Origin of the sequence: Subtercola sp. RTI3 (assembly GCF_035018625.1) — a bacterium.
Lineage (GTDB): Bacteria > Actinomycetota > Actinomycetes > Actinomycetales > Microbacteriaceae > Subtercola > Subtercola vilae.
Genome location: NZ_JASJXO010000004.1, coordinates 22,750 through 46,550, shown reverse-complemented (window position 1 = coordinate 46,550; position 23,801 = coordinate 22,750). Strand labels below are relative to the sequence as shown.

At 64.2% G+C, this 23,801-nt stretch carries 22 protein-coding genes; 14 read left to right on the top strand and 8 right to left on the bottom strand.

From position 1 onward, the window contains the following. Nucleotides 1-8: 8 nt before the first annotated feature. Nucleotides 9-1,712, bottom strand: coding sequence for a cytochrome c oxidase subunit I (gene ctaD / locus QN358_RS02895; protein WP_136641830.1), 1,704 nt, complete (start codon nucleotides 1,710-1,712; stop codon nucleotides 9-11). 130 nt (nucleotides 1,713-1,842) lie between these two features. Between ctaD and QN358_RS02890 the strand changes: the two genes are divergently transcribed. Both QN358_RS02890 and QN358_RS02885 read left to right on the top strand, forming a co-directional pair. Beyond that, nucleotides 1,843-2,610, top strand: a complete 768-nt coding sequence (locus tag QN358_RS02890; RefSeq protein ID WP_323511530.1) for a glucose 1-dehydrogenase — start codon at nucleotides 1,843-1,845, stop codon at nucleotides 2,608-2,610. Further along, nucleotides 2,607-4,199, top strand: a complete 1,593-nt coding sequence (locus QN358_RS02885) for a GMC oxidoreductase (RefSeq protein ID WP_136641832.1) — start codon at nucleotides 2,607-2,609, stop codon at nucleotides 4,197-4,199. The genes QN358_RS02890 and QN358_RS02885 overlap by 4 nt, the downstream gene beginning before the upstream one ends. Before the next feature lie 77 nt (nucleotides 4,200-4,276). Here the strand turns inward: QN358_RS02885 and QN358_RS02880 are convergent, their stop codons facing one another. Both QN358_RS02880 and QN358_RS02875 read right to left on the bottom strand, forming a co-directional pair. Then, nucleotides 4,277-4,417 carry a hypothetical protein gene (locus QN358_RS02880; RefSeq protein ID WP_161580396.1) on the bottom strand — a complete coding sequence of 47 codons (141 nt, stop codon included), beginning with the start codon at nucleotides 4,415-4,417 and terminating at the stop codon, nucleotides 4,277-4,279. Between the two features lie 88 nt (nucleotides 4,418-4,505). Further along, nucleotides 4,506-5,426, bottom strand: coding sequence for a LysR family transcriptional regulator (locus QN358_RS02875; protein ID WP_323511529.1), 921 nt, complete (start codon nucleotides 5,424-5,426; stop codon nucleotides 4,506-4,508). Between the two features lie 86 nt (nucleotides 5,427-5,512). Here QN358_RS02875 and QN358_RS02870 point away from each other — a divergent pair, with 86 nt between their 5' ends. Further along, complete coding sequence (locus QN358_RS02870; protein ID WP_323511528.1) at nucleotides 5,513-6,571, top strand: TDT family transporter; 1,059 nt, start codon at nucleotides 5,513-5,515, stop codon at nucleotides 6,569-6,571. 226 nt (nucleotides 6,572-6,797) lie between these two features. Beyond that, entirely contained in the window at nucleotides 6,798-7,586 is a 789-nt protein-coding gene (locus QN358_RS02865; RefSeq protein ID WP_136641835.1) for a nitrilase-related carbon-nitrogen hydrolase, read from the top strand. A 10-nt stretch (nucleotides 7,587-7,596) separates the two neighbouring features. Here QN358_RS02865 and QN358_RS02860 read toward each other — a convergent pair whose 3' ends face one another. After that, a complete protein-coding gene (locus QN358_RS02860; protein ID WP_136641836.1) occupies nucleotides 7,597-8,181 on the bottom strand; it encodes a helix-turn-helix domain-containing protein in 585 nt (194 codons plus the stop codon). A gap of 142 nt (nucleotides 8,182-8,323) precedes the next feature. On the opposite strand from QN358_RS02860, the gene speB reads away from it, so the two are divergent. The 7 genes from speB to QN358_RS02825 all read left to right on the top strand — a co-directional run bounded on the left by speB (nucleotide 8,324) and on the right by QN358_RS02825 (nucleotide 15,010). Then, nucleotides 8,324-9,274, top strand: a complete 951-nt coding sequence (gene speB / locus QN358_RS02855) for an agmatinase (RefSeq protein WP_136641837.1) — start codon at nucleotides 8,324-8,326, stop codon at nucleotides 9,272-9,274. Further along, complete coding sequence (locus tag QN358_RS02850) at nucleotides 9,271-9,687, top strand: nuclear transport factor 2 family protein (protein ID WP_237280320.1); 417 nt, start codon at nucleotides 9,271-9,273, stop codon at nucleotides 9,685-9,687. Before speB ends, QN358_RS02850 begins: the two co-directional genes overlap by 4 nt. 36 nt (nucleotides 9,688-9,723) lie before the next feature. Further along, the gene (locus QN358_RS02845; RefSeq protein ID WP_136641838.1) at nucleotides 9,724-11,205 is read left to right on the top strand and encodes a purine-cytosine permease family protein; all 1,482 of its coding nucleotides are present in this window, start codon (nucleotides 9,724-9,726) and stop codon (nucleotides 11,203-11,205) included. Next, complete coding sequence (locus QN358_RS02840) at nucleotides 11,202-12,308, top strand: alcohol dehydrogenase catalytic domain-containing protein (protein ID WP_323511527.1); 1,107 nt, start codon at nucleotides 11,202-11,204, stop codon at nucleotides 12,306-12,308. The genes QN358_RS02845 and QN358_RS02840 overlap by 4 nt, the downstream gene beginning before the upstream one ends. 56 nt (nucleotides 12,309-12,364) lie before the next feature. Further along, a complete protein-coding gene (locus QN358_RS02835; protein ID WP_136641840.1) occupies nucleotides 12,365-12,712 on the top strand; it encodes an SdpI family protein in 348 nt (115 codons plus the stop codon). A 56-nt stretch (nucleotides 12,713-12,768) separates the two neighbouring features. Then, on the top strand, nucleotides 12,769-13,452 hold the full coding sequence (locus tag QN358_RS02830) for a TetR/AcrR family transcriptional regulator (RefSeq protein ID WP_136641841.1): 684 nt from the start codon (nucleotides 12,769-12,771) through the stop codon (nucleotides 13,450-13,452). Nucleotides 13,453-13,570: 118 nt separating this feature from the next. Then, nucleotides 13,571-15,010, top strand: coding sequence for an MFS transporter (locus QN358_RS02825; protein WP_136641842.1), 1,440 nt, complete (start codon nucleotides 13,571-13,573; stop codon nucleotides 15,008-15,010). 55 nt (nucleotides 15,011-15,065) lie between these two features. Here the strand turns inward: QN358_RS02825 and QN358_RS02820 are convergent, their stop codons facing one another. Next, complete coding sequence (locus QN358_RS02820; protein WP_323511526.1) at nucleotides 15,066-16,517, bottom strand: MDR family MFS transporter; 1,452 nt, start codon at nucleotides 16,515-16,517, stop codon at nucleotides 15,066-15,068. A gap of 69 nt (nucleotides 16,518-16,586) precedes the next feature. Here QN358_RS02820 and QN358_RS02815 point away from each other — a divergent pair, with 69 nt between their 5' ends. Next, nucleotides 16,587-17,222, top strand: a complete 636-nt coding sequence (locus tag QN358_RS02815) for a TetR/AcrR family transcriptional regulator (protein ID WP_323511525.1) — start codon at nucleotides 16,587-16,589, stop codon at nucleotides 17,220-17,222. Nucleotides 17,223-17,294: 72 nt separating this feature from the next. Here the strand turns inward: QN358_RS02815 and fdhA are convergent, their stop codons facing one another. Continuing rightward, nucleotides 17,295-18,509 carry a formaldehyde dehydrogenase, glutathione-independent gene (gene fdhA, locus QN358_RS02810; RefSeq protein WP_136641845.1) on the bottom strand — a complete coding sequence of 405 codons (1,215 nt, stop codon included), beginning with the start codon at nucleotides 18,507-18,509 and terminating at the stop codon, nucleotides 17,295-17,297. A 116-nt stretch (nucleotides 18,510-18,625) separates the two neighbouring features. Continuing rightward, nucleotides 18,626-19,630 carry a sugar phosphate isomerase/epimerase family protein gene (locus QN358_RS02805; RefSeq protein ID WP_136641846.1) on the bottom strand — a complete coding sequence of 335 codons (1,005 nt, stop codon included), beginning with the start codon at nucleotides 19,628-19,630 and terminating at the stop codon, nucleotides 18,626-18,628. Between the two features lie 146 nt (nucleotides 19,631-19,776). Here QN358_RS02805 and ftsW point away from each other — a divergent pair, with 146 nt between their 5' ends. Next, the gene (gene ftsW, locus QN358_RS02800; RefSeq protein ID WP_323511524.1) at nucleotides 19,777-21,000 is read left to right on the top strand and encodes a putative lipid II flippase FtsW; all 1,224 of its coding nucleotides are present in this window, start codon (nucleotides 19,777-19,779) and stop codon (nucleotides 20,998-21,000) included. Between the two features lie 32 nt (nucleotides 21,001-21,032). Here the strand turns inward: ftsW and QN358_RS02795 are convergent, their stop codons facing one another. Next, entirely contained in the window at nucleotides 21,033-21,968 is a 936-nt protein-coding gene (locus QN358_RS02795) for a LysR family transcriptional regulator (protein WP_136641848.1), read from the bottom strand. A 76-nt stretch (nucleotides 21,969-22,044) separates the two neighbouring features. Here QN358_RS02795 and QN358_RS02790 point away from each other — a divergent pair, with 76 nt between their 5' ends. Next, nucleotides 22,045-23,781, top strand: a complete 1,737-nt coding sequence (locus tag QN358_RS02790) for an L-aspartate oxidase (protein WP_136641849.1) — start codon at nucleotides 22,045-22,047, stop codon at nucleotides 23,779-23,781. Nucleotides 23,782-23,801 lie beyond the last annotated feature (20 nt).

Below are 23,801 nucleotides of genomic sequence, written 5' to 3'. Positions count from 1 at the left end.
GGAGCCACTCAGGTGATCTTCTGATGGGGGGCGTCGGGGGCATCCTCCATCGGGCCGACACCCACCGGTATTCCCGCTTCAGGATGGTTCAGGTCGAAAGCTGGCGACTCGCTACGAATGCGCGGAATGGTGGTGAAATTGTGCCGAGGAGGCGGACAGGAGGTAGCCCATTCGAGCGAGCGACCGTAGCCCCACGGGTCGTTCACGGTGACCTTCGGAGCGTTTCGGGCCGTGATGTACACGTTCAAGAAGAACGGGATCATCGACGAGGCCAGCAGGAAGGCGCCCACGGTGGAGATCTGGTTCATCCAGGTGAAACCGTCGTCGGGTGAATACGACGCGTAGCGACGGGGCATGCCCACCACTCCGAGCCAGTGCTGGATGAGGAACGTGGTGTGGAACCCGATGAACAGCAGCCAGAAATGCCACTGGCCCAGCTTCTCGTTCAGCATCTTGCCGGTCCATTTGGGCCACCAGAAGTAGAAGCCGGAGAACATGGCGAACACCACGGTTCCGAAGACCACGTAGTGGAAGTGGGCGACGACGAAGTAGCTGTCGGAGACATGGAAGTCAAGCGGCGGGGAGGCGAGGATGACGCCCGTGAGCCCGCCGAACGTGAAGGTGATGAGAAAGCCGATCGCCCACACCATGGGTGTCTCGAACGTGACCGAGCCTCGCCACATCGTGCCCACCCAGTTGAAGATCTTGACCCCGGTGGGAACGGCGATCAGCATCGTCATCAGGGAAAAGAAAGGAAGCAGAACGGAGCCCGTCACGTACATGTGATGTGCCCACACGGTGATCGAGAGTGCCGCGATCGCTATGGTCGCATAGATCAACGTCTTATACCCGAACAAGGGTTTCCGGCTGAAGACGGGGAGTACTTCGCTGATGATGCCGAAGAACGGCAGCGCGATGATGTAGACCTCCGGATGCCCGAAGAACCAGAACATGTGCTGCCAGAGCAGGGGTCCGCCGTTGGCTGGGTCGTAGATGTGCGCACCGAAGACGCGGTCGATACCGAGCGCTGACAGTGCTGCTGCGAGCACGGGGAACGCCATCAGGATGAGGATGGCCGTGACCAGGGTAGTCCAGCTGAACAACGGCATACGGAACATCGTCATACCGGGTGCCCGCATGGTGATGATGGTGGTGATGAAGTTCACGGCGCCGAGGATGGTGCCGAACCCGGAGAGCACGAGTCCGAACACCCAGAGGTTTCCGCCGTCTCCCGGGGTGAATGTCTGGCTCGAGAGCGGTGCGTACGCGAACCAGCCGAACGATGCGGCGCCCTGGGGGGTGAGGAACCCGCCGACGACAATTGCGCTTCCGAACGTGTACAGCCAGAACGCGAGCCCGTTCAGCCGCGGAAATGCGACGTCGGGGGCACCGATCTGTAACGGCATCAGCACGTTCGCGAACCCCGCGAAGAGTGGTGTTGCGAACATCAGCAGCATGATCGTGCCATGCATCGTGAACAGCTGGTTGTATTGGTCCTTCGTCGCGAGGAGCTGCGCCCCGGGTTCGAAGAGCTGAGCACGGATCACCAGAGCGAGCACGCCACCGAAACAGAAGTAGAGAAACGATTCGATCAGGTACATGTACCCGATGATCTTGTGATCGGTCGATGTCACCCATCGCACAAACACATTTCCTTTGCGCAGGGCCGAAGCGCTGACAGCGACATCGGCATGGTCACTGAGCGTGGTCATGACATTCCCCTCCGGCGGCCGGTCACACCCGTCTTCATGTTTATACACTCGTACGTTCTAGTTTGACAGGGGCATCATTTCTGAAGGCGCCCGTGTATGTTTTCTCGAACATCTGCTGATCGGAGCGCGCGTGCTACTCGAGGGAAAAACCATTGTCGTCACGGGAGGCAACAGCGGCATCGGAGAAGCGATCGTGATCGCCGCGGCCGCCGAGGGGGCGAACATCGTGATCGACTACCTCACCCACCCAGAGGAAACATCCGACATCATCGACCGCATCGAGAAGGCCGGTGGCCACGCCGTCGGTGTGCAAGCGGACGTCAGTCGGGCCTCCGACCTCCACAAGATGATCACGACGGCTGTCGACACCTACGGCAGGCTCGATGTGATCATCAACAACGCCGGCATTGAGACACGCACCTCCATCCTCGACACGACCGAAGCGGACTTCGAGAAGGTCATCGATGTGAACCTCAAAAGTGCATTCTTCGGCACACAGTTCGCCGCGAAACGGTTCATCGAACAGGGCGGCGGCGGGCTCGTCATCAACATCTCATCGGTGCACGAAGACTGGCCGATGCCGGGAAACATCGCCTACTGCGTCTCCAAAGGCGGCACCCGGATGCTCACACGAACCGCGGGCGTCGAGCTCGGCACGCACGGCATCCGGGTCGTCAACCTGGCACCGGGCGCCGTCGACACGCCCATCAACGCCAGCACCGAAGCGAATCCTGCACAGCTGAAAGCACTCGATGCGGCTATCCCTCTCGGCCGGATGGCTAAACCCAGCGAGATCGCGGATGTCGCCGTTTTCCTGGCCTCGGGCCAGTCCTCGTATTTCACTGCCACAACCCTGTTCCTCGACGGTGGGATCATGCAGGGAAGCGTCGGACTGTGAGCGAACCACACACCTCACCGAGTGATCACTACGACGTGATTGTCATCGGCAGCGGCCCAGGCGGTGGCACCACCGCCGCAGAGGTGGCCAAGACCGGAAAGCGGGTTCTGCTGATCGAACGAGGCGACTACCTCCGACGTGAACGGGAGAACTGGGACTCGAAATCGGTGTTCGCCGAGAACCGATACGTTGCCGAAGAGACGTTCTACGATCTCAACGACAAACCATTCCGGCCCGAGCTGCACTTCTACGTCGGAGGCAATTCGAAAGTGTACGGCGCAGCTCTGTTCCGCCTGCACCCCACCGACTTCACCGGTGTTCAGCACCCCGGCGGTGTATCGCCGGAATGGCCGATCAGCTACGACGACCTCGAACCGTACTACGTAAAGGCAGAGCACCTGTACTGGGTTCATGGCAAACACGGCGAAGACCCTTTCGCTGGAGCATCCAGTCAGGACTACGCCTTTCCCCCGGTCAAACACGCACCGCGGATCCAAGAACTCTCCGACGGCCTGACGAAGCTCGGGCTGCACCCGTTTCATCTGCCGGTCGGTGTGAATCTCGTGCAGAATGACGACGGCACCGCTGCCCACGGATCAGCGTGCATCCGCTGCGACCGGGTCGATGGTTTTCCCTGCCTTGTCGAAGCGAAAGCGGATTCCGAGTCGGTCGTCGTACGCCCCGCGCTTCGCGCGAACCCCAACCTGCGCCTGCTGACCAACACCACGGTCACGAAGCTGCTCACCGACACAACCGGCCGCACGGTCACCGGGGTGGCGACTGTGAACACTGCAGGAGAGCACACCACATTCAGCGCCGACATCATCGTTCTCTCGGCCGGGTCGATTCTCTCCTCGGCGCTGCTGCTCGCCTCAGCAACGGATACCCACCCGGGCGGCCTCGGCAACAGCTCCGATACCGTCGGGCGCCACTACATGCGGCACAACAACCTCGCGCTCATTGCGTTCTCCAAAGACCGCAACGACACCGTCTTCCAAAAAACACTGACCCTGAACGACTACTACGGGCCGAGCAGCGCGTGGGAATACCCGATGGGCAACATTCAGATGCTCGGCAAATCCGACGACTGGCAGGTCAAAGGCCAGGCGCCGAAGGGGCTCGGCTGGGCACCACCAGCAGCGTACGGAATCGTCGGCAAGCATTCGATGGACTTCTGGCTCGCCAGCGAAGACCTGCCTCTCCCCACCAGCCGCGTCACTCTCCGAACCGACGGCCACATCAACCTCACCGTGCAACCCGACAACAATTCTGAGGGGCTCAAACGGCTCCGCCACACCTTCGACAGCATGCTCACCGATCTCGGCATGCACTCACAATCGTTCGAAAGAAACCTCTACCTCAGTAAAGCGATGGATGTCTCAGCCACCGCACACCAAGCCGGAACCGCACGATTTGGAACCGACTCAAGCACCTCCGCCCTCGACACGAACTGCAAAATGCACGACCTCGACAATCTCTACGTGATCGACGGCTCATTCATGCCCTCCATCGGCGCTGTGAATCCCACACTCACCATCATCGCCAACGCACTCCGAGTCAGCGAACACATCACGGGCAGGCTGAACTGACGACGCCCACGCAACAGCGCTGCCACTGCAGGAAGTGCCGCTTGGCAGACCCGAGCCGGAGTACCAACTGCGTCGACTCAGCGAAGTGAGCGGAGCAGCGCGTTGACCGCGCGCACGTGATTCGCGCTGCGCCGGTGCCCGTTCGCGGGAGACGGGTGCGGCGCCGCCAGCACCGGCACGATTATCGGATGATCGTGCAGGGTGTATGCCGGCTGCATCGAACAACGGCCAGGAAACCACGTTCCACCGGAAGCAGTCGCTCCGCGACATACCGGCCTCGATGTCATCCCTGCGCCCCCTGTGGTCTCAGCGCGCATGCGTCAGAGCGATGGAGAGCAGCCGTTCAGCGTTCTCCGGCAGGCCGGTCGAATTGCGCACCCACACCCCCGTGAGCGGACGCTTCAACGTCAGCCCCGCAACACGAACCCGCGCGAGGCGACCGAGCGTAAAGTCGTCGCGGATGGCGAGCGAGCTCAGGACGGCGGGCGCCCTACCCGATGCGACGGTCGAACGGATCGCGGTCGTCGTCGGCAATATCGAAGCTGGAGCAGCCAGGACAATCTTCGGTTCGAGTGTGTCGAGCGCGAGTTCGAGCGTGCGCCTCGTACCGGAACCCTCCTCACGAACCACCAGGGCGGTCGAGGCGAGCTCGGCGGCGCTGAGCGCACGCCGCCGCCGCGCCCACGGATGGTTCACACCGACCACGACAACGAGTTCATCGAATGCGATGACACGCGACTCGAGGTCGGATGGCACATCGGGTGTCTCGATGAACCCAATGTCGCGGGCACCCGCGCGCAACTGCTCGATCACCGCGCGACTGTTCGCCACGACCAGGTCGACGGCAGCAGGATTTCCGCTCCCCGTCTGGAATGCGATCAACCACTCCGGCATCAGATGCTCGGCGATCGTGAGGCTCGCGCCGACCCGAAGCTGCGAATGACTTTTGTCTCGGAGTGCGGCGACCGCGACCTCGAACCGTTCGGCGGCATCCAGCACGTCCTTCGCCCAGCCTGCCACTAGCAGGCCCGCCTCGGTCAGCTGCGATCCGCGGGCAGACCTCGTCACGAGCGGAGATCCGGTGCGAACTTCACGAGCCCGGATACGCGACGAGACTGCCTGTTGGGTCACGCCGAGCGCGGTGCTGGCCGACGTCAGGCTGCCAAGCTCGGCCACCACTGCGAGCGTCTGCAGGCTCTTCAGGTCAGGCGGGTCGCTGCGGATCATCACTAACCCTCCCCCACAAACTCAGCTTGTGACCTCACAACCCGAACGCTCTTCTGCGATCACCCCGCGGAACGCAGGATTGAAGTATGTCAACAGCCCAGGCCCTCCGACCCGCCGCCCCGTCACGGATGTTCCTGCGTGAGCTCGAACGCCCGATGCACATGTTCCGGAACATCACCCCGAACTGGTATGCGTCGGTCATGGGAACGGGAATCGTGGCCAACGCTGCAGCCACGGTCATCCACTGGGTCACGAATCGGCAGACAGCCCGAACCCATCACCTGAACCCCGTCATGGCGCACTTCTACGGCGCACCCGCGATGGCCCTGCTCACGGTCGGGGCCGGCACGATCCTGCTCGGCCGGGACGTCCTCGGCGAACAGACCGCCGTCGCCGTCGACGCCGTCCTGTGGACCCTCGGCACGATCATGGGCCTGGCAACTGCTGTCGCGGTGCCCTACCTGACCTTCACGAAGTTCACGGTCGCCGCCGACAGCGCATTCGGCGGCTGGCTGATGCCCATCGTGCCACCCATGGTCTCCGCCTCGACAGGCGCCCTGCTCATTCCGTACCTACCCGACGGCCAAGCGCGCCTCACGATGCTGCTGGCCTGCTACGCCATGTTCGGCCTCAGCCTAGTCGCCTCCCTCATCGTCATCACCCTCATCTGGTCCAGGCTCACCACACACAAGATCGGTGTCGCAGCGATGGTGCCCACGCTCTGGATCGTGCTCGGCCCCCTCGGCCAATCCGTCACCGCCGTGAACCTCCTCGGCGGCAACGCCCACCTCGCCACCACCGCACCCCTTGCCGAAGCCCTGCAGGCCTTCGGCGTGATCTACGGGGTACCCGTGCTCGGATTCGCGGCCCTCTGGGCAGCACTCGCCCTCGCCATCACCCTGCGAACCGCGCGCGAACACCTCCCGTTCTCCTTGACCTGGTGGTCATTCACCTTCCCTGTCGGCACTTGCGTCACCGGACTCACCGGAGTCGCCCTACACACCGGATCCGTCGCGTTCCAGGCCGCCGCCGTACTCGCCTTCGCCGCCCTCCTCGGCGCGTGGGCAGTCGTCGCCATCCGCACCTTCCGCGGCAGCGCCCTCACCGGCACCCTCTTCGTACCCCCGGCAGCAAAGATCGGCTGAACCACCACGCACCACCTCCTCGGCCTCTGGCTCAGCAACATCGAGGATCCCCACCTGGGAGTGCGTCGGCGCTGGCGGCTGCGGCCGAACCGGTGTGCGAGCATCCCCCGGCCACCCGGATAGATTGGAGACAGTCGATGCCAGCACATCGAGAAGCTACGACAGTTTCTCGTGTGATCGGAGGTGTCGGAAGACTGGCTCATTGCCAGAGGAGAAGGGAGCTGTCGTGAGATTGGCAGTTTTTCAGGGCCAGGCGATTGCGCTTGATTTCCCCCACAACCTCGCCCTGCTTGAAGCTGCGGCGATCGAAGCGGCCGAGGGCCGGGCCGACATTCTGATCACTCCAGAGCTCTTTGCGGTGGGGTACGCGCCCGACGCGATTGCACGAGAAGTGACGGCCGACGATGTCGACGTCATTGAGCGTTCACTCTGCGACATGGCACGGCGGCATCGCATTGCCCTCGTTTTCAGCACGCCAGGGCGCGGCGATGCCACACTCCGCGGCATCACCTCCACCTTTGTCGACAGCGAAGGGGTCAGGCTCGGCACCTACACGAAGTCACACCTCTTCGGCGAGCATGAAGCGGCCGCCTTCCAGCCGGGACTGTTGCCGCCAACGGTTGTCTCGTTCGCGGGCGTCAGGGTGGGGCTGGCCATCTGCTTCGACGTGGAGTTTCCGGAGGTTGCACGTGCGGCTGCGGTTCGCGGGGCAGACATTCTGCTCGTGCCAACCGCCGTGGGTGAGGGTTTCGAAAGCGTGAGCCTGGTTCTGGTACCGGCCAGGGCGTTGGAGAACTCAATGGTGATCGCTTATGCAAACCACGCGGGAGTCGAGAACGGGTTCGCGTTCTCCGGCACGAGCGTCATCGTCGATTCAGACGGCACCATCGTCGCGCAAGCCGGAAAAGCTCCTTCTGTGATGTTCGCCGACGTTGAGGCGCGACGACCCGAGGTCGACTATCTCACCGAACTGAAGCCTGAGTTGTACGCTTCGTGGTCGGCCCTGCCCCGATAGAATCGGTCGCTCAGGAAGAACCGCTCCAGGCCGCGGGAACGATAGTCCAAACGACTTCGCTCTCCCGTTCTGTGGGGTTGCTCCACGAATGCGGTTCACGGCCTGGCACGGTCATCGTGTCTCCCTCGCCCAGCGAAACGGAAGAGCCGGCGAAACGCAGCTCGATGCAATTGCGGATCACATGAACCACCTCAACGTCACAGTTGATCGTGTACAGCTCCGCACCTCCCGTAGCGCCCGGGGAGAGCGTCGAGCGCAGCATCTGCACGCGCGACTCATTGCGAGGAGTGAGGAGTCGCTCGATCGCGTTGTCACCGCCCATATTGATCAGAGGCGCGTCTGCAAGACTGATGACCTCGTTTGAGGACGGCTCGAAAAGAGACCCGATCGGCAACGAAAGAACCTGGCAGATCGTCACCAGCGTGGCCACGCTCGGAGACGTCTCATTGCGTTCGATACGGCTGATGAACCCCGATGTCAGCTGTGTGGCGCCGGCGAGATTCGCAATGGTGAGGCCCTGCGCCAAGCGGCTGGCCCTCAACTTCGCCCCAATCAACGTCGGCAAAGGCGCGGGCGCGGGATGAACGGCTCTCACGCAACACTCCTCAGTGAACAGTTGACAACTACGGTCAGACAGCCCATCATATTGTAAACCGCAAGTTGCCTTATAAGCACTTTACGGTGCGTATAGGTATATTTCATACAGTCCATCACACCTCGACGAGGAAGTCTGAACCGTGAACGCCGCATCGAACTTTGTCGGCCCCACCGACTCGAGCAAGACACCACGCTTCGCGGGGATCGCGACATTCGCACTGCTGCCGCAGTTGCGCGACGTGCCGCACGCCGACGTCGTCGTCGTCGGTGTTCCGTTCGACGCGGGAGTCAGCTACCGCCCCGGCGCACGGTTCGGGCCCGCGCACATTCGCGAGGCGTCGCGGCTACTGCGACCGTACAACCCGGTTCAGGACATCGAACCGTTTGCGACGCAACAGGTCGTCGATGCCGGAGACATCTCAGCGAACCCCTTCAACATCGATGAGGCCGTGGCCCAGATAGAAGACGGAGCTCGCCATCTCACCGAGACAGGTGCACGATTGGTGACTCTGGGCGGCGACCACACCATTGCTCTTCCGCTGCTGCGGAACGTCGCCCGCACGCACGGGCCAGTGGCGGTCATCCACTTCGATGCGCACCTTGACACCTGGGACACCTACTTCGGCGCACCCGTGACGCACGGCACCCCGTTTCGTCGGGCGTCAGAGGAGGGGCTCATCGACCTCACCGCCAGCTGGCACATCGGAACCAGGGGGCCCCTCTACGGCCGCGAAGACCTCCGCGACGACGAACGGCTCGGCTTCGCCATTATCGGGTCGCACGAATTCGAGACGGAGAGCCTCGCCAGCATCATTGCGCGGCTGCACGCGCGCATTGCGGGAAAGCCTGTGTATGTGAGCGTCGACATCGATGTGCTCGACCCTGCGCACGCTCCGGGCACGGGCACCCCCGAGGCGGGAGGGCTGACAAGTCGAGAGCTGCTGGCGATCATCCGGTCGCTCTCCACAGTCAATCTGGTGGGCGCCGATGTGGTCGAAGTGGCCCCCGCCTACGATCACGCTCAGGTCACCGCTGTCGCGGCATCCCACGTAGCGTACGAACTGATCTCAGCGATGGCGCCCCGCTCGTGATCGGCATCTCGGAGCCGGCCGATTCTGCGGAGACAGAAGCGCTTGCTGCAGCAGACGCCATCGTCGCCGCCTTCGGCAACCACCGACGAGACGAATACTTCAGAGGTTTCGCTCCGGATGCGACGTTCGTGTTCCACACGCATCCCGCCCGTCTGGAGTGCCGAGCAGAGTACGAACAGCTCTGGCATGAGTGGGAAGACCTTCATGGGTTTCGCGTACACAACTGCGTGTCGACGAACAGGCGCGTGCAACTCGTCGACACCGTCGCGATCTTCACCCACGACGTAGTCACTGAGTCGACGATGGACGGGCAACGCGAAATCGGTCGCGAGCGCGAGACGATCGTGCTCCAGCGACACGCCGGCGTTTGGCTTGCCATCCACGAACACCTCTCCCCTGCCTCACACCTTTAGAACTGCCTCACAACATCTGACAATGGAGTCACAATCATGACAAATCAGACAAGCCCGCAGACCGCATCCACGTCGCGGGTGCCCCTCGTCGAGAAACGATCGATCGACTGGGTTCCGAACAGCGAACGGCACGGAAAGCTGTGGCACCAAGCGCCGCTGTGGTTTCTCGGCAACTTCCAGTATTTCTCCATCCCGATCGGCTTCATCGGCCCCTCCCTCGGCCTCTCCCTGATCTGGACGGCGGTTGCCAGCATCATCGGAATCGGGATCGGCACGCTGTTCATGGCGTTCCACGCTTCTCAAGGACCGCACATGGGGCTTCCCCAAATGATCCAGTCTCGCGCCCAGTTCGGGTTTCGCGGAGTACTGATACCCCTGCTCGCGACCCTGTTCACGTACCTCGCGTTCAACATCGCCGATACCGTGCTGCTGGGGGAAGGCTTGAACAGCGCATTCGGCTGGAACCCCACCGTCGTCGCCGTGACCGTCGCGATAGCCGCCGCCCTGCTTGCTATTTTCGGCCACGACTGGGTGCACAAGATCTTTCGCATCCTGCTCTACGTCTCGTTTCCCCTCACCGTGCTTCTGACGCTCGGCGTGATCTTCGGCGGCGCCGGCGGAACCCCACCCGAAATCGACTACGGCTTCTCGATCGTTGCCTTCATGGCACAACTCACCGCAGCGGCCGCTTACAACATCACCTACGCCCCCTACGTTTCTGACTACTCCCGGTACCTGCCCTCGACCACCGCACCGCGGAAGGTGATCGCCGCCGTATTCTTCGGCGCATCATCGTCGGCGATCTGGCTCATCATTCTCGGCGCCTGGCTCGCGATCGAATTGCGCGCAACCGACGGTCTCGGCGGCCTTCAGCTCGCCGGCAACAACGTCTTCTTCCACCTCGGCGACGCCGTCGCATTGCTCTCCGCCCTCGCCCTGGCGGCGACGATGGGCATGAACGCCTATGGCGGCATGCTGACCATCCTCACCGGCATCGACTCGTTCAAGTCGATCAAGCCCACCAGAGCCGCCCGTGTCATCACGATCATCGTTCTCACCGTTGTCTGGTTCTCTATTGCCAGCATCATCACCACCGACTCTGTCGGCACGGTCTTTGCAGCGCTGACCCTCATGCTCTACCTCCTCGTGCCCTGGACCGCGACGAACCTCGTCGACTATTTCGTCGTCCGCAAAGGCCGCTACGCGATCACCGACCTCTTCACCCCGAACGGTGTCTACGGAACCTGGGCCTGGCGAGGGCTGGCCGCCTTCGCGATCGGATTCGCTTTCGAAATACCGTTCATGGTCATCCCTCCGCTCGGCGACTGGTCGTTCACCGGCCCGATCGCGGCCGCGCTAGGCGGGCTCGACGTGTCTTGGCTCGTCGGCCTCGTGGCGGCTTCTGTTGCGTATCTGGTCTTGTCTCGCTCGCTCGACCTCGATCGTGAACGGGCAGCCGAACTGCGAAGCGACAGAGAACTCGCCGAAATCGACGAGCGAGAGGCCGTGAACTCGTGACGCTCGCCATCACCCTTCGCCCGGGATCCGGGGTGCAGACCGAGACGATTGCCCTCGCTGCACCCGGGCCGGGCCAGGTCGAAGTCGAGATCAGAGCAAGCGGCGTGTGCCATTCAGACCTGCACGTCGTCAACGGCGACTGGCCGGCAGAAAGGCCGCTTGTGCTCGGGCACGAGGCCGCAGGAATCGTGACCGCCATCGGAGCCGGGGTGCTGGATGCCCGACTGGGCGACCACGTCGTCTTGTCTTGGTTCGCCCCCTGTGGCCGTTGCACGAACTGCGCCGCCGGCAAGGGATGGCTCTGCACCGGCACAACGGCGCTCGACAATACGTTGCCCGATGGCACCACCGCCTACACCGACGCACGAGGGGCAGACGTCTGGCCCTATCTCGGACTGGGGGCCTTCAGCGAACGCGTGGTCATTCCAGAGTCAGCGGTCGTGGTCGTTCCGCCAGAACTGCCGTTCGAGATAGGCGCCCTTCTGGGCTGCTCAGTCACAACGGGAGTCGGTGCCGTGGTCAACACCGCGTCCGTTCCCATGGGGGCATCGGCCGCCGTGATCGGCTGCGGCGGCGTCGGTCTTTCGATCATCATGGGCCTCAAACTCATCGGCGCGAACCCGATCATCGCCATCGACGTGTCAGACGAGAAACTGGAAGCGGCACGTGCGCTTGGTGCGACCACCCTGCTGCGCGGCGATCTGGTTGATACGACCGCGGAGATTCAGAGCTCGCTCGGCGGAGTCGACTTCGCTTTCGAGGCCATCGGGCGGGTCGCCACCATCGAGAGCCTGCCGGGCCTTCTCGCGCGAGGGGGTACAGCCGTACTTGTCGGCATGACTCCCATCGGTCTTCGTGCCTCGATAGACCCGTTCGACCTCGCCGACCAGGGGAAGAACATTCTGGGCTGCAACTATGGCTCCAGCGTTGCGCGGGTCGACATACCGAGACTCGCAAAGCTGTATCTGGCGGGGCGGCTCCCGCTCGACCAGCTCATCGGGCGCATCCGTCCCCTCGCCGAGGCCTCAGAGGCGCTCACCGAACTCGGTCAGGGCGTCGGGCTCAGAACGATTCTCGTGCCACCGAAGCGCTCGCAGCGCTAGTGTGCTGGTAGCCGAGCCTTCCGGCGAGAGAATGGGCGGTCAGGCTACGACGCTTCGTGATCGGACAGAGAATGCACCCCGTACCTGTTGTGGCGTGGATATTCACCGCTCTTCTCCTTCTACTGGTCGTGGTCTGCATCATGGCGGGGCGCGGGCAGCTCGGCATGAACAGGTTCGTCGGAATACGCTTTCCCAGCCTGATGCGAAGCGACTCTGCATGGCGGGCGGGTCACGCCGCTGCCGTGATGCCAGCCGTCGTCTCGTGGGGTGCCGCTCTCGTCTGCAGCGCGATCGGCACAACAGCCCTCCCAGCGTATTGGGGGGCCATCGCGGCGTTTGTCGGCGGATTCGTCTGGGTGGCGGTTCGCGCATCACACGCTGCCTCAAAATCCGACCACCGCTGATCTCGCAACTCTCCCGTAGAGGCCACCGCCCGAACTGTACGCGGTACAGTAGAACCATGCCCGCCCCACGCCAGACCAAACCGCGGGAGCGCCTGAAGCGAGACGATCTCGCAGCCGGCGCCCTCGCCCTCGCCGACCGCGAAGGGCTGGAGGCGGTGACGATCAGACGGCTCGCAGCCGACAACATGGTCACGCCGATGGCGTTGTACTGGCACTTCAGCGACAAAGACGCCCTGTTCGATGCCATCGCCGAACGCATCTATGCCGAGATCACGCTACCTGCGCTACCCGAGGCAGGCGGACTGGCGTGGCACGAAGACCTGCACGCGGTACTCACGGCTGCGCTCGACGCTCTGCGCGCACATCCACTCGCCGTCATGATCGTCGCCCCGGCCATTATGAAATCCGAGGCGGGGCTCGAGCTTGCCGAGCGAACCATCGGCCTGCTGAGAGCGGCGGGGTTCTCGGCCGCGAGCGCCGCGCAGACCGGCATGTTCCTCCTCTGCTCGCTCGTGAACCTGGTCGACATCGAGCCGGGCAGCGACCGCAGGCTCGACTCCGACACGCAAGCCGCCCACCTGCGGTCGAAGCGGGCTCAGCTCGAGTCGCTCGACCCGAAACGCTTCGCGAGCGTGCTCGAGACAGCCGAGTTCTTCTTGTTCTGCCCGAGCGAAGACGAGTATTTCAGCCGGGGAATCGACTTTCTGGTGGCTGGCGCCCAGGGCACGCTGCCCGCCTGAGAGCCGCCAGCTGGTTCCGGTGTTTTTTTCGCACTTGCCTTCCTATACATTGCACATGTACGGTGTACACGTACGGCGTATATACGCGCTGGCCCGAACGCCAAATTAAGGAAGAGCAATGAGACGCAGCCCCTGGAGCACCCTGGTCGTGCTCGCGATAGCGCAGTTCATGGTGGTGCTCGACGTGACCATCGTCAACGTGGCCCTCCCCCGCATGCAGACAGACCTGGGCTTTGCTCCGGATGACCTGCAGTGGGTTATCAGCGCGTACACGTTGATCTTCGGTGGTTTTCTGCTGCTCGGGGGCCGCTCGGCCGACCTCGTCGGTCGGCGGCGCATCTTCGTCGCAGGGCTCGTGGTCTTCGCGCTGTCGTCACTGGCCGCCGGAGTCGCGACCTCACCCCTCGAACTGATTCTCTTTCGCGGCGTGCAGGGCCTCGGCGGCGCGATGCTTTCGGCATCGGCACTGACGTTGCTGATGGTGACCTTTGAGCACGGGCGCCGCCGCACCATCGCCTTGGGCGTGTGGGGTGGGCTGGCCGGCCTCGGCGGTACTATGGGCGCCATCGTCGGCGGCGTGCTGGTCGACAACCTCAGCTGGCGCTGGGTGTTCCTGGTGAACGTGCCCATCGGCATCGTCGTGATCGCGGCCACCTTCTTCATCATCAGAGAGAGCCGCGCGATCATCTCCGGCCGACGCACGTTCGACGTGGCGGGAGCCGTGCTCAGCACCACCGGGCTACTGGCCATCATGCTCGGTGTCATCCGGGCCGAACCTCTCGGCTGGGGGTCGATCGAGGTCATCGGCCTGCTGGCCGGCGGCGTTCTGCTGCTTGCGGCGTTCGTTCTGGTCGAATCCCGTTCGGCGGCGCCCCTGATTCCGCTGCGCCTTTTTCGCACACGCAGTCTGTCGCTGTCGGTCGTCGCACTGGGGCTGAACAGTGCCGGTTTTCTCGCGATGTTCTTTCTCACCGCGATCTTCCTCCAGCAGGTACGCGGACTGTCGGCGTTCGACACCGGCCTGGCCTTTCTGCCGATGGGTATCGCTGCGATCGTGGGGGCAGTCGTGGCGTCACGCTTCGTGACGATGTTCGGCACTCGCGCCGTGCAGGTCGTTGCCGCTGTGATCAGCGTGATCGGACTGTTGTTGCTGTCGACAGCCGATGCGAGCTCACCGTACGCCAGCAGCCTGCTGCCGGGGCTCATTCTGTTCGGCCTGGGAATCACGGCCATGGGGGTGCCCGCGCAAGTTGCGGCGCAGTCGAAGGTGCGAACGGATGACGCTGGTGCGGCATCCGGAGTGCTGAATGCCGGTTACCAGGTGGGCGGCGCGCTGGGGCTCGCTGTGATCACGACACTCGCAACGGCCCACATCACCGACGCAATGACGGGGGGCACGGCGCCGCTGGCCGCGGCCGTCGGCGGGTTTCAGTTCGGGCTGCTGATCGCCGCGATCTTCGCCGCCGTGAACATCGTGATTGCGCTGCTCTCGCCGTCGGTGACGGTCGACTCGGCCACCGCAACGGAGGCCGCCGAGCTCGAGCCCGTCGCGATCTGAACGCATCAGCGAGTGCGGGGGCAGCAGCAGCCTGACCGACAACGGAATCGCCGAGTCACGCGGGAGCCACGACAGCGTCGGCGTTCCGATCGGTTTTCGCAGTCAGCCGCTGCGGCTCCTTCGGGAGGAGGAACGCCAGCGCCAGCGGCACCGCGCTGAAGGCGAGCACCCACCAGAATGTGGCGTTGAAGGCTGCCGACAGCGCGGCAGCCGATGCCCCGCCCTCGCTGAAGTGCTGCAGTATCACGGCGATGACCGTGACACCGAACGGCGCTCCCACCTGCTTCACCAGGTTGTATGCGGCGCTGCCCCGCGGGGTTTCGGCATGGCTGAGGCTCACAAAGGCCAAGGTCATGACGGGCAGCGAGACGGCGGCCATGCCGAATCCCTGCAAGAACTGCCCGGCCAGCAGCAGGGCGTCTCCGCCCGACGCCCCCGCGAGGGCGAACGGGAGTGTTCCCAGCATGCTCAGGATGACGCCCCCTGCGATCACGAAGCGGGTGTCGACGCGGCCCGCCAGGCGACGGTTGACCAGAATGAAGACGATGGTGCCGACGCCCTGCGGAATGAGCAGGAACCCCGTGGTGAATACCGAGTCGCCCCGAACCTGCTGGTAGAAGAGCGGCAGCAGGAACATGATGGCGTAGATCGAGAACCCTGCCAGCAGAGTAATGATGCTGCTGATGCCGAAACTGCGGCGGCCGAACACGCGTACGTCGATGAGGGCTGGCCGGGTTGCGCGCAACGATCGCAGCACGAAGACCGCAAGCAGGATGACGCCAGCAGCGATGGGCAACCACACTTCGACAGCGCCGAACCCCGCAGCATCCGGAATCTGGCTGATGCCGTAGGCCAGCGCGATCACGCCGGGTGTCAGCAGCAGGAACCCGATGAGGTCGAGACGGCGTGCGCTGTCTTTCTCGCCCGCGGGCAGGAACATCGGCGCGAAAACGAGGGCTGCGAGGCAGATGGGGATGTTGATGAAGAACAGCCAGTGCCAGCCCACCGAGGTGATCAGTGACCCTCCGATGATGGGCCCGAGGATCGGACCGAGCTGGCCGACGATGCCGATGGTCGCGATGGCTCGGCCGATCCGGTCACGGCCTGCCGCGCGGGTGAGCAGCGTGATGGTCACCGGCAGCACCATTCCGCCGCCGATGCCCTGCAGAACGCGGAAGCCGATCAGCGAGGGCAGGTTCCAGGCCAGGCCGCAGAGAACAGAACCCACCAGGAAGACGGCGACCGCGAGCATCCAGACCCGGCGTGCGCCGAAGCGCTCGGAGGCCCAGCCGGAGACGGGGACGACGGCGACGTAGGCGAGCAGATAGCCGGTGACCACCCACTGCGATTCAGCAACAGAGGCATGGAAGACATCGTGGAGGGTGTCGAGGGCGATGTTCACGATAGTGGCGTCGAGGATGGTCGCGATCGCGCCGAGAATCAGCACAAGGCTGATGAGATTCAGTCGGCGGGCGGAGACCGGGGCGGGAGCAAGTGTCGTAGTCATGGTCGCTACACTACACCGTGCAGTGTAGTTACGAAGGCCGTAAGCTGAATCCGACGAATGGATGAACGGATGGCAGCGCCGGCGGGTAAGAGCATTCGGGAGGGTTCGGCGCAGAAGCGCTCGGCCATCCTGCTGGCTGCTCGAGCACTGTTTCTGTCTGACGGATTCGATCGCACCAGCATGGATCTCGTCGCTGCCGAGGCCGGTGTCTCCAAGCGCACCGTCTACGACTACTACGGAGACAAGCGCACGCTGCTAGCGGCCGTCGTCGACCACACGGTCGAAGCGCTGAGCACTGCGGTTCAGCGAGCGATCGACGAGAACCTCGTCGTGGTTCCGAATGCGGCCCAGCTCGAGCACGCCCTCGTTTCCTTCGCCGAGAGCATCACTGTGTCGGCCATCGGATCCTCTGACTATGCGGCTCTCATGCGCCTGCTCTACACAGAGGCAACGAACCTTCCCGAGACCCGGTCGATGGCCTGGAACGCCGAGGAGCCCGAAGACGCGGTAGCCACCCGCTTCGCCGCCTTCGACCGGGACGGCCTGCTGCACGCCCCCGACCCTCGGCTGGCTGCGGACCACTTCGTGGCGCTGACGATCTCCCCGCTCACGTCGAGTCTCGGGGTCGTCGGTGCCGAAGTCGACGAACACCGCGTCATCGTCGAGGGAGTGAGGGCGTTCCTCCGCGCATATCGGCCATTCTGAATTCTCTCTGGCGTGTGAAACGTGGCCGCTCCGACGACCACGCCCCGCGGGTGGTTCGGCGTACTAGCGGAGTCAGGCCGCGTCGAGGTAGCCGTTCGGGTTCAGAACGTACTTCGTTGCAGCCCCGGCGTCGAACTCGGCGTAGCCGCGTGGCGCGTCGTCGAGGGAGATCGCCTTGGCGTTCACGTTCTTACCGATGTGTACCCTGTCGTGCAGGATCGCCATCATGAGCCCACGGTTGTACTTCATCACCGGGCACTGGCCGGTCGTGAACGAGAGAGACTTCGCCCAGCCGGTACCGAGGCTGAGGGAGAGCGAACCCTTCTGGGCCGCCTCGTCGACCCCGCCCGGATCACCGGTCACGTAGAGCCCGGGGATGCCGAGGGCACCGCCCGCCGCCGTGATGTCCATCAGGGAGTTGAGTACCGTTGCCGGAGCCTCACCACCGCCGTGCAGACCCTTCGCCTCAAAACCGACGGCATCGATTCCGCAATCAACCTCGGGAACTCCGAGAATCTGCTCGATCTGGTCGGCGATCTCGCCCGAAGACAGATCGATCGTCTCGCAGCCGAAACTGCGGGCCTGGGCCAGTCGATCGGCGTTCATGTCACCGACGATGACGGCCGCCGCGCCGAGCAGCATGGCAGACGTCGCAGCAGCGAGCCCCACCGGGCCGGCGCCGGCGACATAGACGGTGGAACCGACACCGACCCCCGCGGTCACGGCACCGTGAAACCCTGTGGGAAAGATGTCTGACAGCATCGTCAGATCCATGATCTTCTCGAGCGCGTGATCACGGTCAGGAAAAACGAGCAGGTTCCAGTCTGCGTAGGGCACGAGAACGAATTCGGCCTGGCCACCCACCCAGCCACCCATATCCACATAGCCGTATGCACTGCCGGGTCGATCGGGGTTGACGTTCAGGCAGATGCCCGTCTTACGCTCTTTGCAGTTGCGACAGCGACCGCAGGAGATATTGAAGGGAACAGAGACGATGTCGCCGATCTTCACGAACTCGACACCCGGGCCGACCTCGATGACCTCCCCGGTGATCTCGTGCCCGAGCACAAGATTGGCGGGGGCCGTGGTGCGACCTCGAACCATGTGCTGATCCGAACCGCAGATATTCGTTGCGACGGTGCGGATGATCGCGCCGTGCGGCACCTTGCGGCCGATGTTGGCGGGGTTGACGCCGGGCCCGTCTTTCAGCTCGAACGTGGGGTAGTCGGTGTCGATGACTTCGACTTTGCCGGGCTCTTTGTAGGCAACTGCTCTGTTTCCTGACATTCGGATCCTCCTTGATCCTGCGGGCCCCGTTGTGGGGGTCTCTGTGTCAACGGTAAGTCGGCCCGTCGCCGGTGTCCAGCCCGCGCCGCCCATCTCCGCCGTGGAGGCAGACCGGGTCAGCGCGCCTGGAAGGCCGCATCGAAGGCGGCCGCCGAGGGTTCGTACGACGAGAGTTGGCGCACGAAGCCCAGGGCCTCCGGAGCACCGACGAGGCGATCCATGCCGGCGTCTTCCCACTCGATCGAGAGCGGCCCGGTGTAGTGAATGGCGTTCAGCATGCGAAACGCGTCTTCCCACGGCACGTCACCGTGGCCGGTCGAGATGAAATCCCAACCGCGTCGCGGGTCGGCCCAGGCCAGGTGCGACGACAGGCGACCGTTTCGGCCGTCGACGAGACGTTTCTTCGTGTCTTTGCAGTGCACGTTGTAGATACGGTCTTTGAAGTCCCACAAGAACCCGACCGGGTCGATGTCTTGCCAGACCATGTGACTCGGATCCCAGTTCAGGCCGAACGCCTCGCGATGGCCGATCGCCTCGAGGGTTCGAACGGTGGTCCAGTAGTCGTAGGCGATCTCTGAGGGGTGAACTTCGTGGGCGAAACGAACCCCCACCTCGTCGAAGACGTCGAGAATCGGGTTCCAGCGCTCGGCGAAATCGTGGTAGCCGGCGTCGATCATCTGCTCGGTGACGGGCGGGAACATGGCCACGTACTTCCAGATCGATGACCCGGTGAAGCCGGTCACTGTCTTCACCCCGAGCTTCGCTGCGAGACGCGCGGTGTTCTTCAGCGAATCGGCCGCGCGTTGCCGCACGCCCTCGGGGTCACCGTCGCCCCACACCGCGGCGGGCAGCATGTCATGGTGCCGCTGGTCGATCGGGTCGTCGCAGACAGCCTGACCCGTGAGGTGATTCGAAATGGCGAAGACTTTCAAGCCGTTCGCTGCCAACACCGCGAGCTTGCCCTGAACGTAGGCCTCGTCATCCCACCGCTCCGGGTCGAGGTGGTCGCCCCAGCACGCGATTTCGAGACCGTCGTACCCCCACTCCCCCGCCAGCCTGGCAACTTCGACGAAGGAAAGGTCGGCCCACTGGCCAGTGAACAAGGTGATCGGGCGTGCCATTGCGTGGACTCATCTCTGTAAGAAGTTCTCGCCGTTTGTAGTAATTTACTCAGGCTGTCGACATTGCGCGCGCCGCCGCACGGAGCACGACCCAGCAAACGTAGTGTCGGAGGCATGGAACGGCGAATCTCTTCGAGGCGGTGGCGATGAGCAGCGCCGTGAAGACCCCCATGGGCGCGGCTACCTCGGGCGGCGCCCGCCTCATGCGCATCACCCTGCCCAAAGTCGCTCCGATGCTCTCATCGAACTTCTACCTGCTGCTCGGTGTGACGCTGTTCATGGTGGGCTTCGGGCTGATGATGGTGCTCTCCTCGTCGTCTGTCGGATCAGAGATCGACGCCGACAACTCGTTCACGGTCTTCCTCCGGCAGGGCAGCTTCGCCCTCATCGGTATTCCCCTGCTGCTGCTGGCCTCGCGGCTACCCTCGTCGTTCTGGAAGCGCTCGGCCTGGCTGGTGCTCGCCGGCGGCTCTGCGCTTCAGCTGCTCGTCATCGCGACTCCCCTCGGCGTCACTGTGAACGGTAACCGAAACTGGCTGCAGCTCGGCCCACTGCCCGCTCTGCAGCCCTCCGAACTCATCAAGGTGGGCGTCGTTCTGTGGCTGGGCATGTTCCTCGCGAAGAAACAGCACCGCATCGCCCAGATCTCGTACACACTGGTGCCGACCGTGATCGTCACGGGCACGGCCATCATTCTCGTGGCCCTGGGCGGTGACCTCGGTACGACCGTCATCCTGATCGGAATGGTTCTCGGCGCGCTGTTCTTCGCCGGCATTCCCCTTCGTCACCTCGCCCTCCTCACCGCCGTGTCGGCGACCATCGCGATTCTCACCGCTCTCTCGAGGCCCAACCGGGTCACGCGCATCCTCTCGTTTCTGCAACCCGACACCACCGACTACAGCGGCTCGGGCTGGCAGATTCAGAACGGCTATTTCGCGCTCGGCGACGGCGGCATCTTCGGTGTGGGGCTCGGCAACTCGAAAGCAAAATGGTCGTGGCTGCCCGCCGTCGACACCGACTTCATCTTCGCGGTGATCGGCGAAGAGCTCGGCCTGATCGGCGCCGTCGTCGTTCTGCTGCTGATCGTGGTGCTCGGGGTGGCGTTTCTGCGAATCATTCATGCCACGCACGACCCGTTCGCCCGGGTGGTGACCGCGGCCATCCTGGTCTGGATCGTGGGGCAGGCCCTCGTGAACATCGCCGTTGTGCTCGGCCTGCTACCGGTGCTCGGGGTGCCTCTACCGCTGATATCTGCCGGGGGCACAGCCTTGATCAGTTCGCTCATCGCCATCGGAATCGTGCTTTCTTTCTCGCGGGAGACGGATGCCCGAACCCCAGACCCTGGTGAGCGCGAGTTCGTCGACGCTTAGAGCTTCGCTGGCCCGGGCAGGCTGAACGCCTCTCAGCGCACGATGCTGGCCCGGCGCATCGACGTGCCCGCCCGCGCGGCGAACGCGGTGGCGGTGGCAGCGATGGTGTGCTGCATCACCTCGACCGCGGCCGTCGGCGCGACATCGGCCGGGCGAGCGAGGCTGATCGTGCGGGTGAGGGCGGGCCCTCCGAGGCGCACCGATCGGAGGCCCGGCCGATCGATGAGCACCATGGCGGGCACGATGGCGACACCGAGCCCGCGTTCGACGAACCGCAGGAGGGCATCCATCTCGGCGCCCTCGAGCACCACGTCGGGCGTCAGACCTGCCGCACGAAACGCTGCGTCGGTGGTGCGGCGCAGGTCGTACGTCGAGCTGAAGACGATCTGCGGCAGGGCCGCCACTTCGTCGAGCGCAATGGTGGCGCGGGGAGTCACCGGCGGGGAAGCGATAGACGAGATCACCACGAGCTCTTCGACCAGCAGCGGCGTCACGGTGAATCGTTCGGCCGCCGCGGCATCTGAGGTTGTGATCAGAGCGAGATCGAGTTCTCCTGCGGCCAGCTCATCGAGCAGCAGCCGGGAGCCCTGCTCAGAGAGGTGCAATTCGATGGCGGGGTGAGCCGCGTGAAAGGCGCTGAGCACTTCGGCTACGAGGCTGATGCACAGGGTTGGTGTCGCGCCGAGGCGCACCCGGCCCCGGCCGAGGCCCGCCAGTTCGGCGAGCTCGTGACGAACCGACGCGGCATCGGCCAACATGCGCCGAGCCAGGGGCAACAGCGCCTCTCCCGCGGTGGTGAGAGTGCTGCCGCTGCGAGCGCGATGAAACAGCTCTGCCCCAAGGTCGAGCTCGAGAGCAGAGATCTGGCGACTGAGCGAGGGCTGGGCGAGGTGCAGCTTGTCGGCGGCGCGTGTGAAGTTGCCGAGACTCGCCACTTCGACAAAGCTGCCCAGCTGCTCGAGGTTCATATCGATAGCTTATCTACATCGTAATGACAAATAATATGCATTGGAGTAATCAAATATCAAAGCCTAGCGTTGCCTCATGAGCACTTCAGAACGACAGATCTCCACCACTGTTCTCGTCATCGGCACCGGCGGTTCGGGCCTGCGCGCGGCCATCGAACTGGCTGAGGCCGGGGTCGACGTGCTGGCCCTGGGCAAGCGCCCGAAGTCAGACGCCCACACCTCGCTTGCCGCCGGTGGCATCAACGCTGCCCTCTCGACGATGGACCCAGAAGACAGCTGGCAGCAGCACGCGGCAGACACCCTCACAGAGAGTTACCTGCTCGCCAACCCGCACACGGTCGAAATCGTCACCTCGGGTGCGGCCCGCGGCATCGACGACCTCGAACGCTACGGAATGCCGTTCGCGCGCGAGGCCGATGGCCGCATCTCGCAGCGCTTCTTCGGCGCTCACACCTACCGGCGCACCGCCTTCGCGGGCGACTACACCGGCCTCGAGATTCAGCGCACGCTCATCAACCGGGCGGCCCAGCTGAACGTGCCCATCCTCGACACGGTATATGTCACGCGCATCCTGGTGAATGACGAGGGAGCGGTTTTCGGCGCCTACGGCTTCGACCTCGAAGATGGCACTCGATACCTGATTCACGCTGATGCGGTCATCCTCGCTGCGGGCGGCCACAACCGCATCTGGCGGCGCACGTCGTCGAGACGCGACGAGAACACGGGCGACTCGTTCCGTCTCGCGGTCGAGGCGGGCGGGCGGCTGCGCGACCCCGAGCTGGTTCAGTTTCACCCGTCGGGCATCATCGAGCCCGAGAACGCGGCCGGCACCCTCATCTCTGAGGCGGCGCGCGGCGAGGGCGGCATCTTGCGCAACGGTCTCGGCGAACGCTTCATGCAGAACTACGACCCCGAGCGCCTCGAACTCTCGACGCGTGACCGCGTGGCGCTGGCCTGCTACACCGAGATCAAGGAGGGGCGCGGAACCCCCAACGGCGGCGTCTGGCTCGACGTCTCACACCTGCCCCGCGAGACCATCATGACCCGCCTGCCCCGCGTCTACCAGACCATGCTCGAGCTGCAGATGCTCGACATCACGACCGATCCCATCGAGATCGCGCCGACCGCCCACTACTCGATGGGCGGGGTGTGGGTGCGACCGGATGACCATTCCACCGATGTGCCGGGCCTGTACGCCATCGGCGAGGCCTCCTCGGGGCTGCACGGTGCCAACCGGCTCGGCGGAAACTCCCTCATCGAACTGCTCGTCTTCGGGCGCATCGTCGGCCAGGCCGCGGCGGAGTACTCTGCCGGGTTGCCCGCGCAGACACGCTCCGCGGCGGCGGTCACGACCGCCCGCTCGGAGATCGACGCGCTTCTCGCGGCCGACGGCACCGAGAACGTGCGGGCCCTGCAGCGCGCCATCCGCAACACGATGACCGACCACGCGGGCGTCGTGCGAAGCGAAGAGGGCCTGTTGGCCGGTCTCGCCGAACTCGACGCGATCGAGGCGCGCATGCCCTCGATCGGCGTGCACCCCGACATCGCCGGCTACCAAGACCTGGCGCACGCCTTCGACCTGAAGTCGGCCGCCCTCGCCGCGCGCGCCACCCTCGAGGCCGCCCTCGAACGCCGCGAGACCCGGGGCTGCCACAACCGCAGCGACTACCCCGACCTCGACCCGGCTCTGCAGGTGAACCTCGTCTGGTCGCCCTCCGCCGGCATCGTGCGGGAGCCCATCCCGCCCATCCCCGCCGAAATCGCCGCCTTCATGCGCGAAGAGGTCACCACCGCCGGCAAACTCCTCGAGTAGCCCCGCCAACCCTCGCCCGG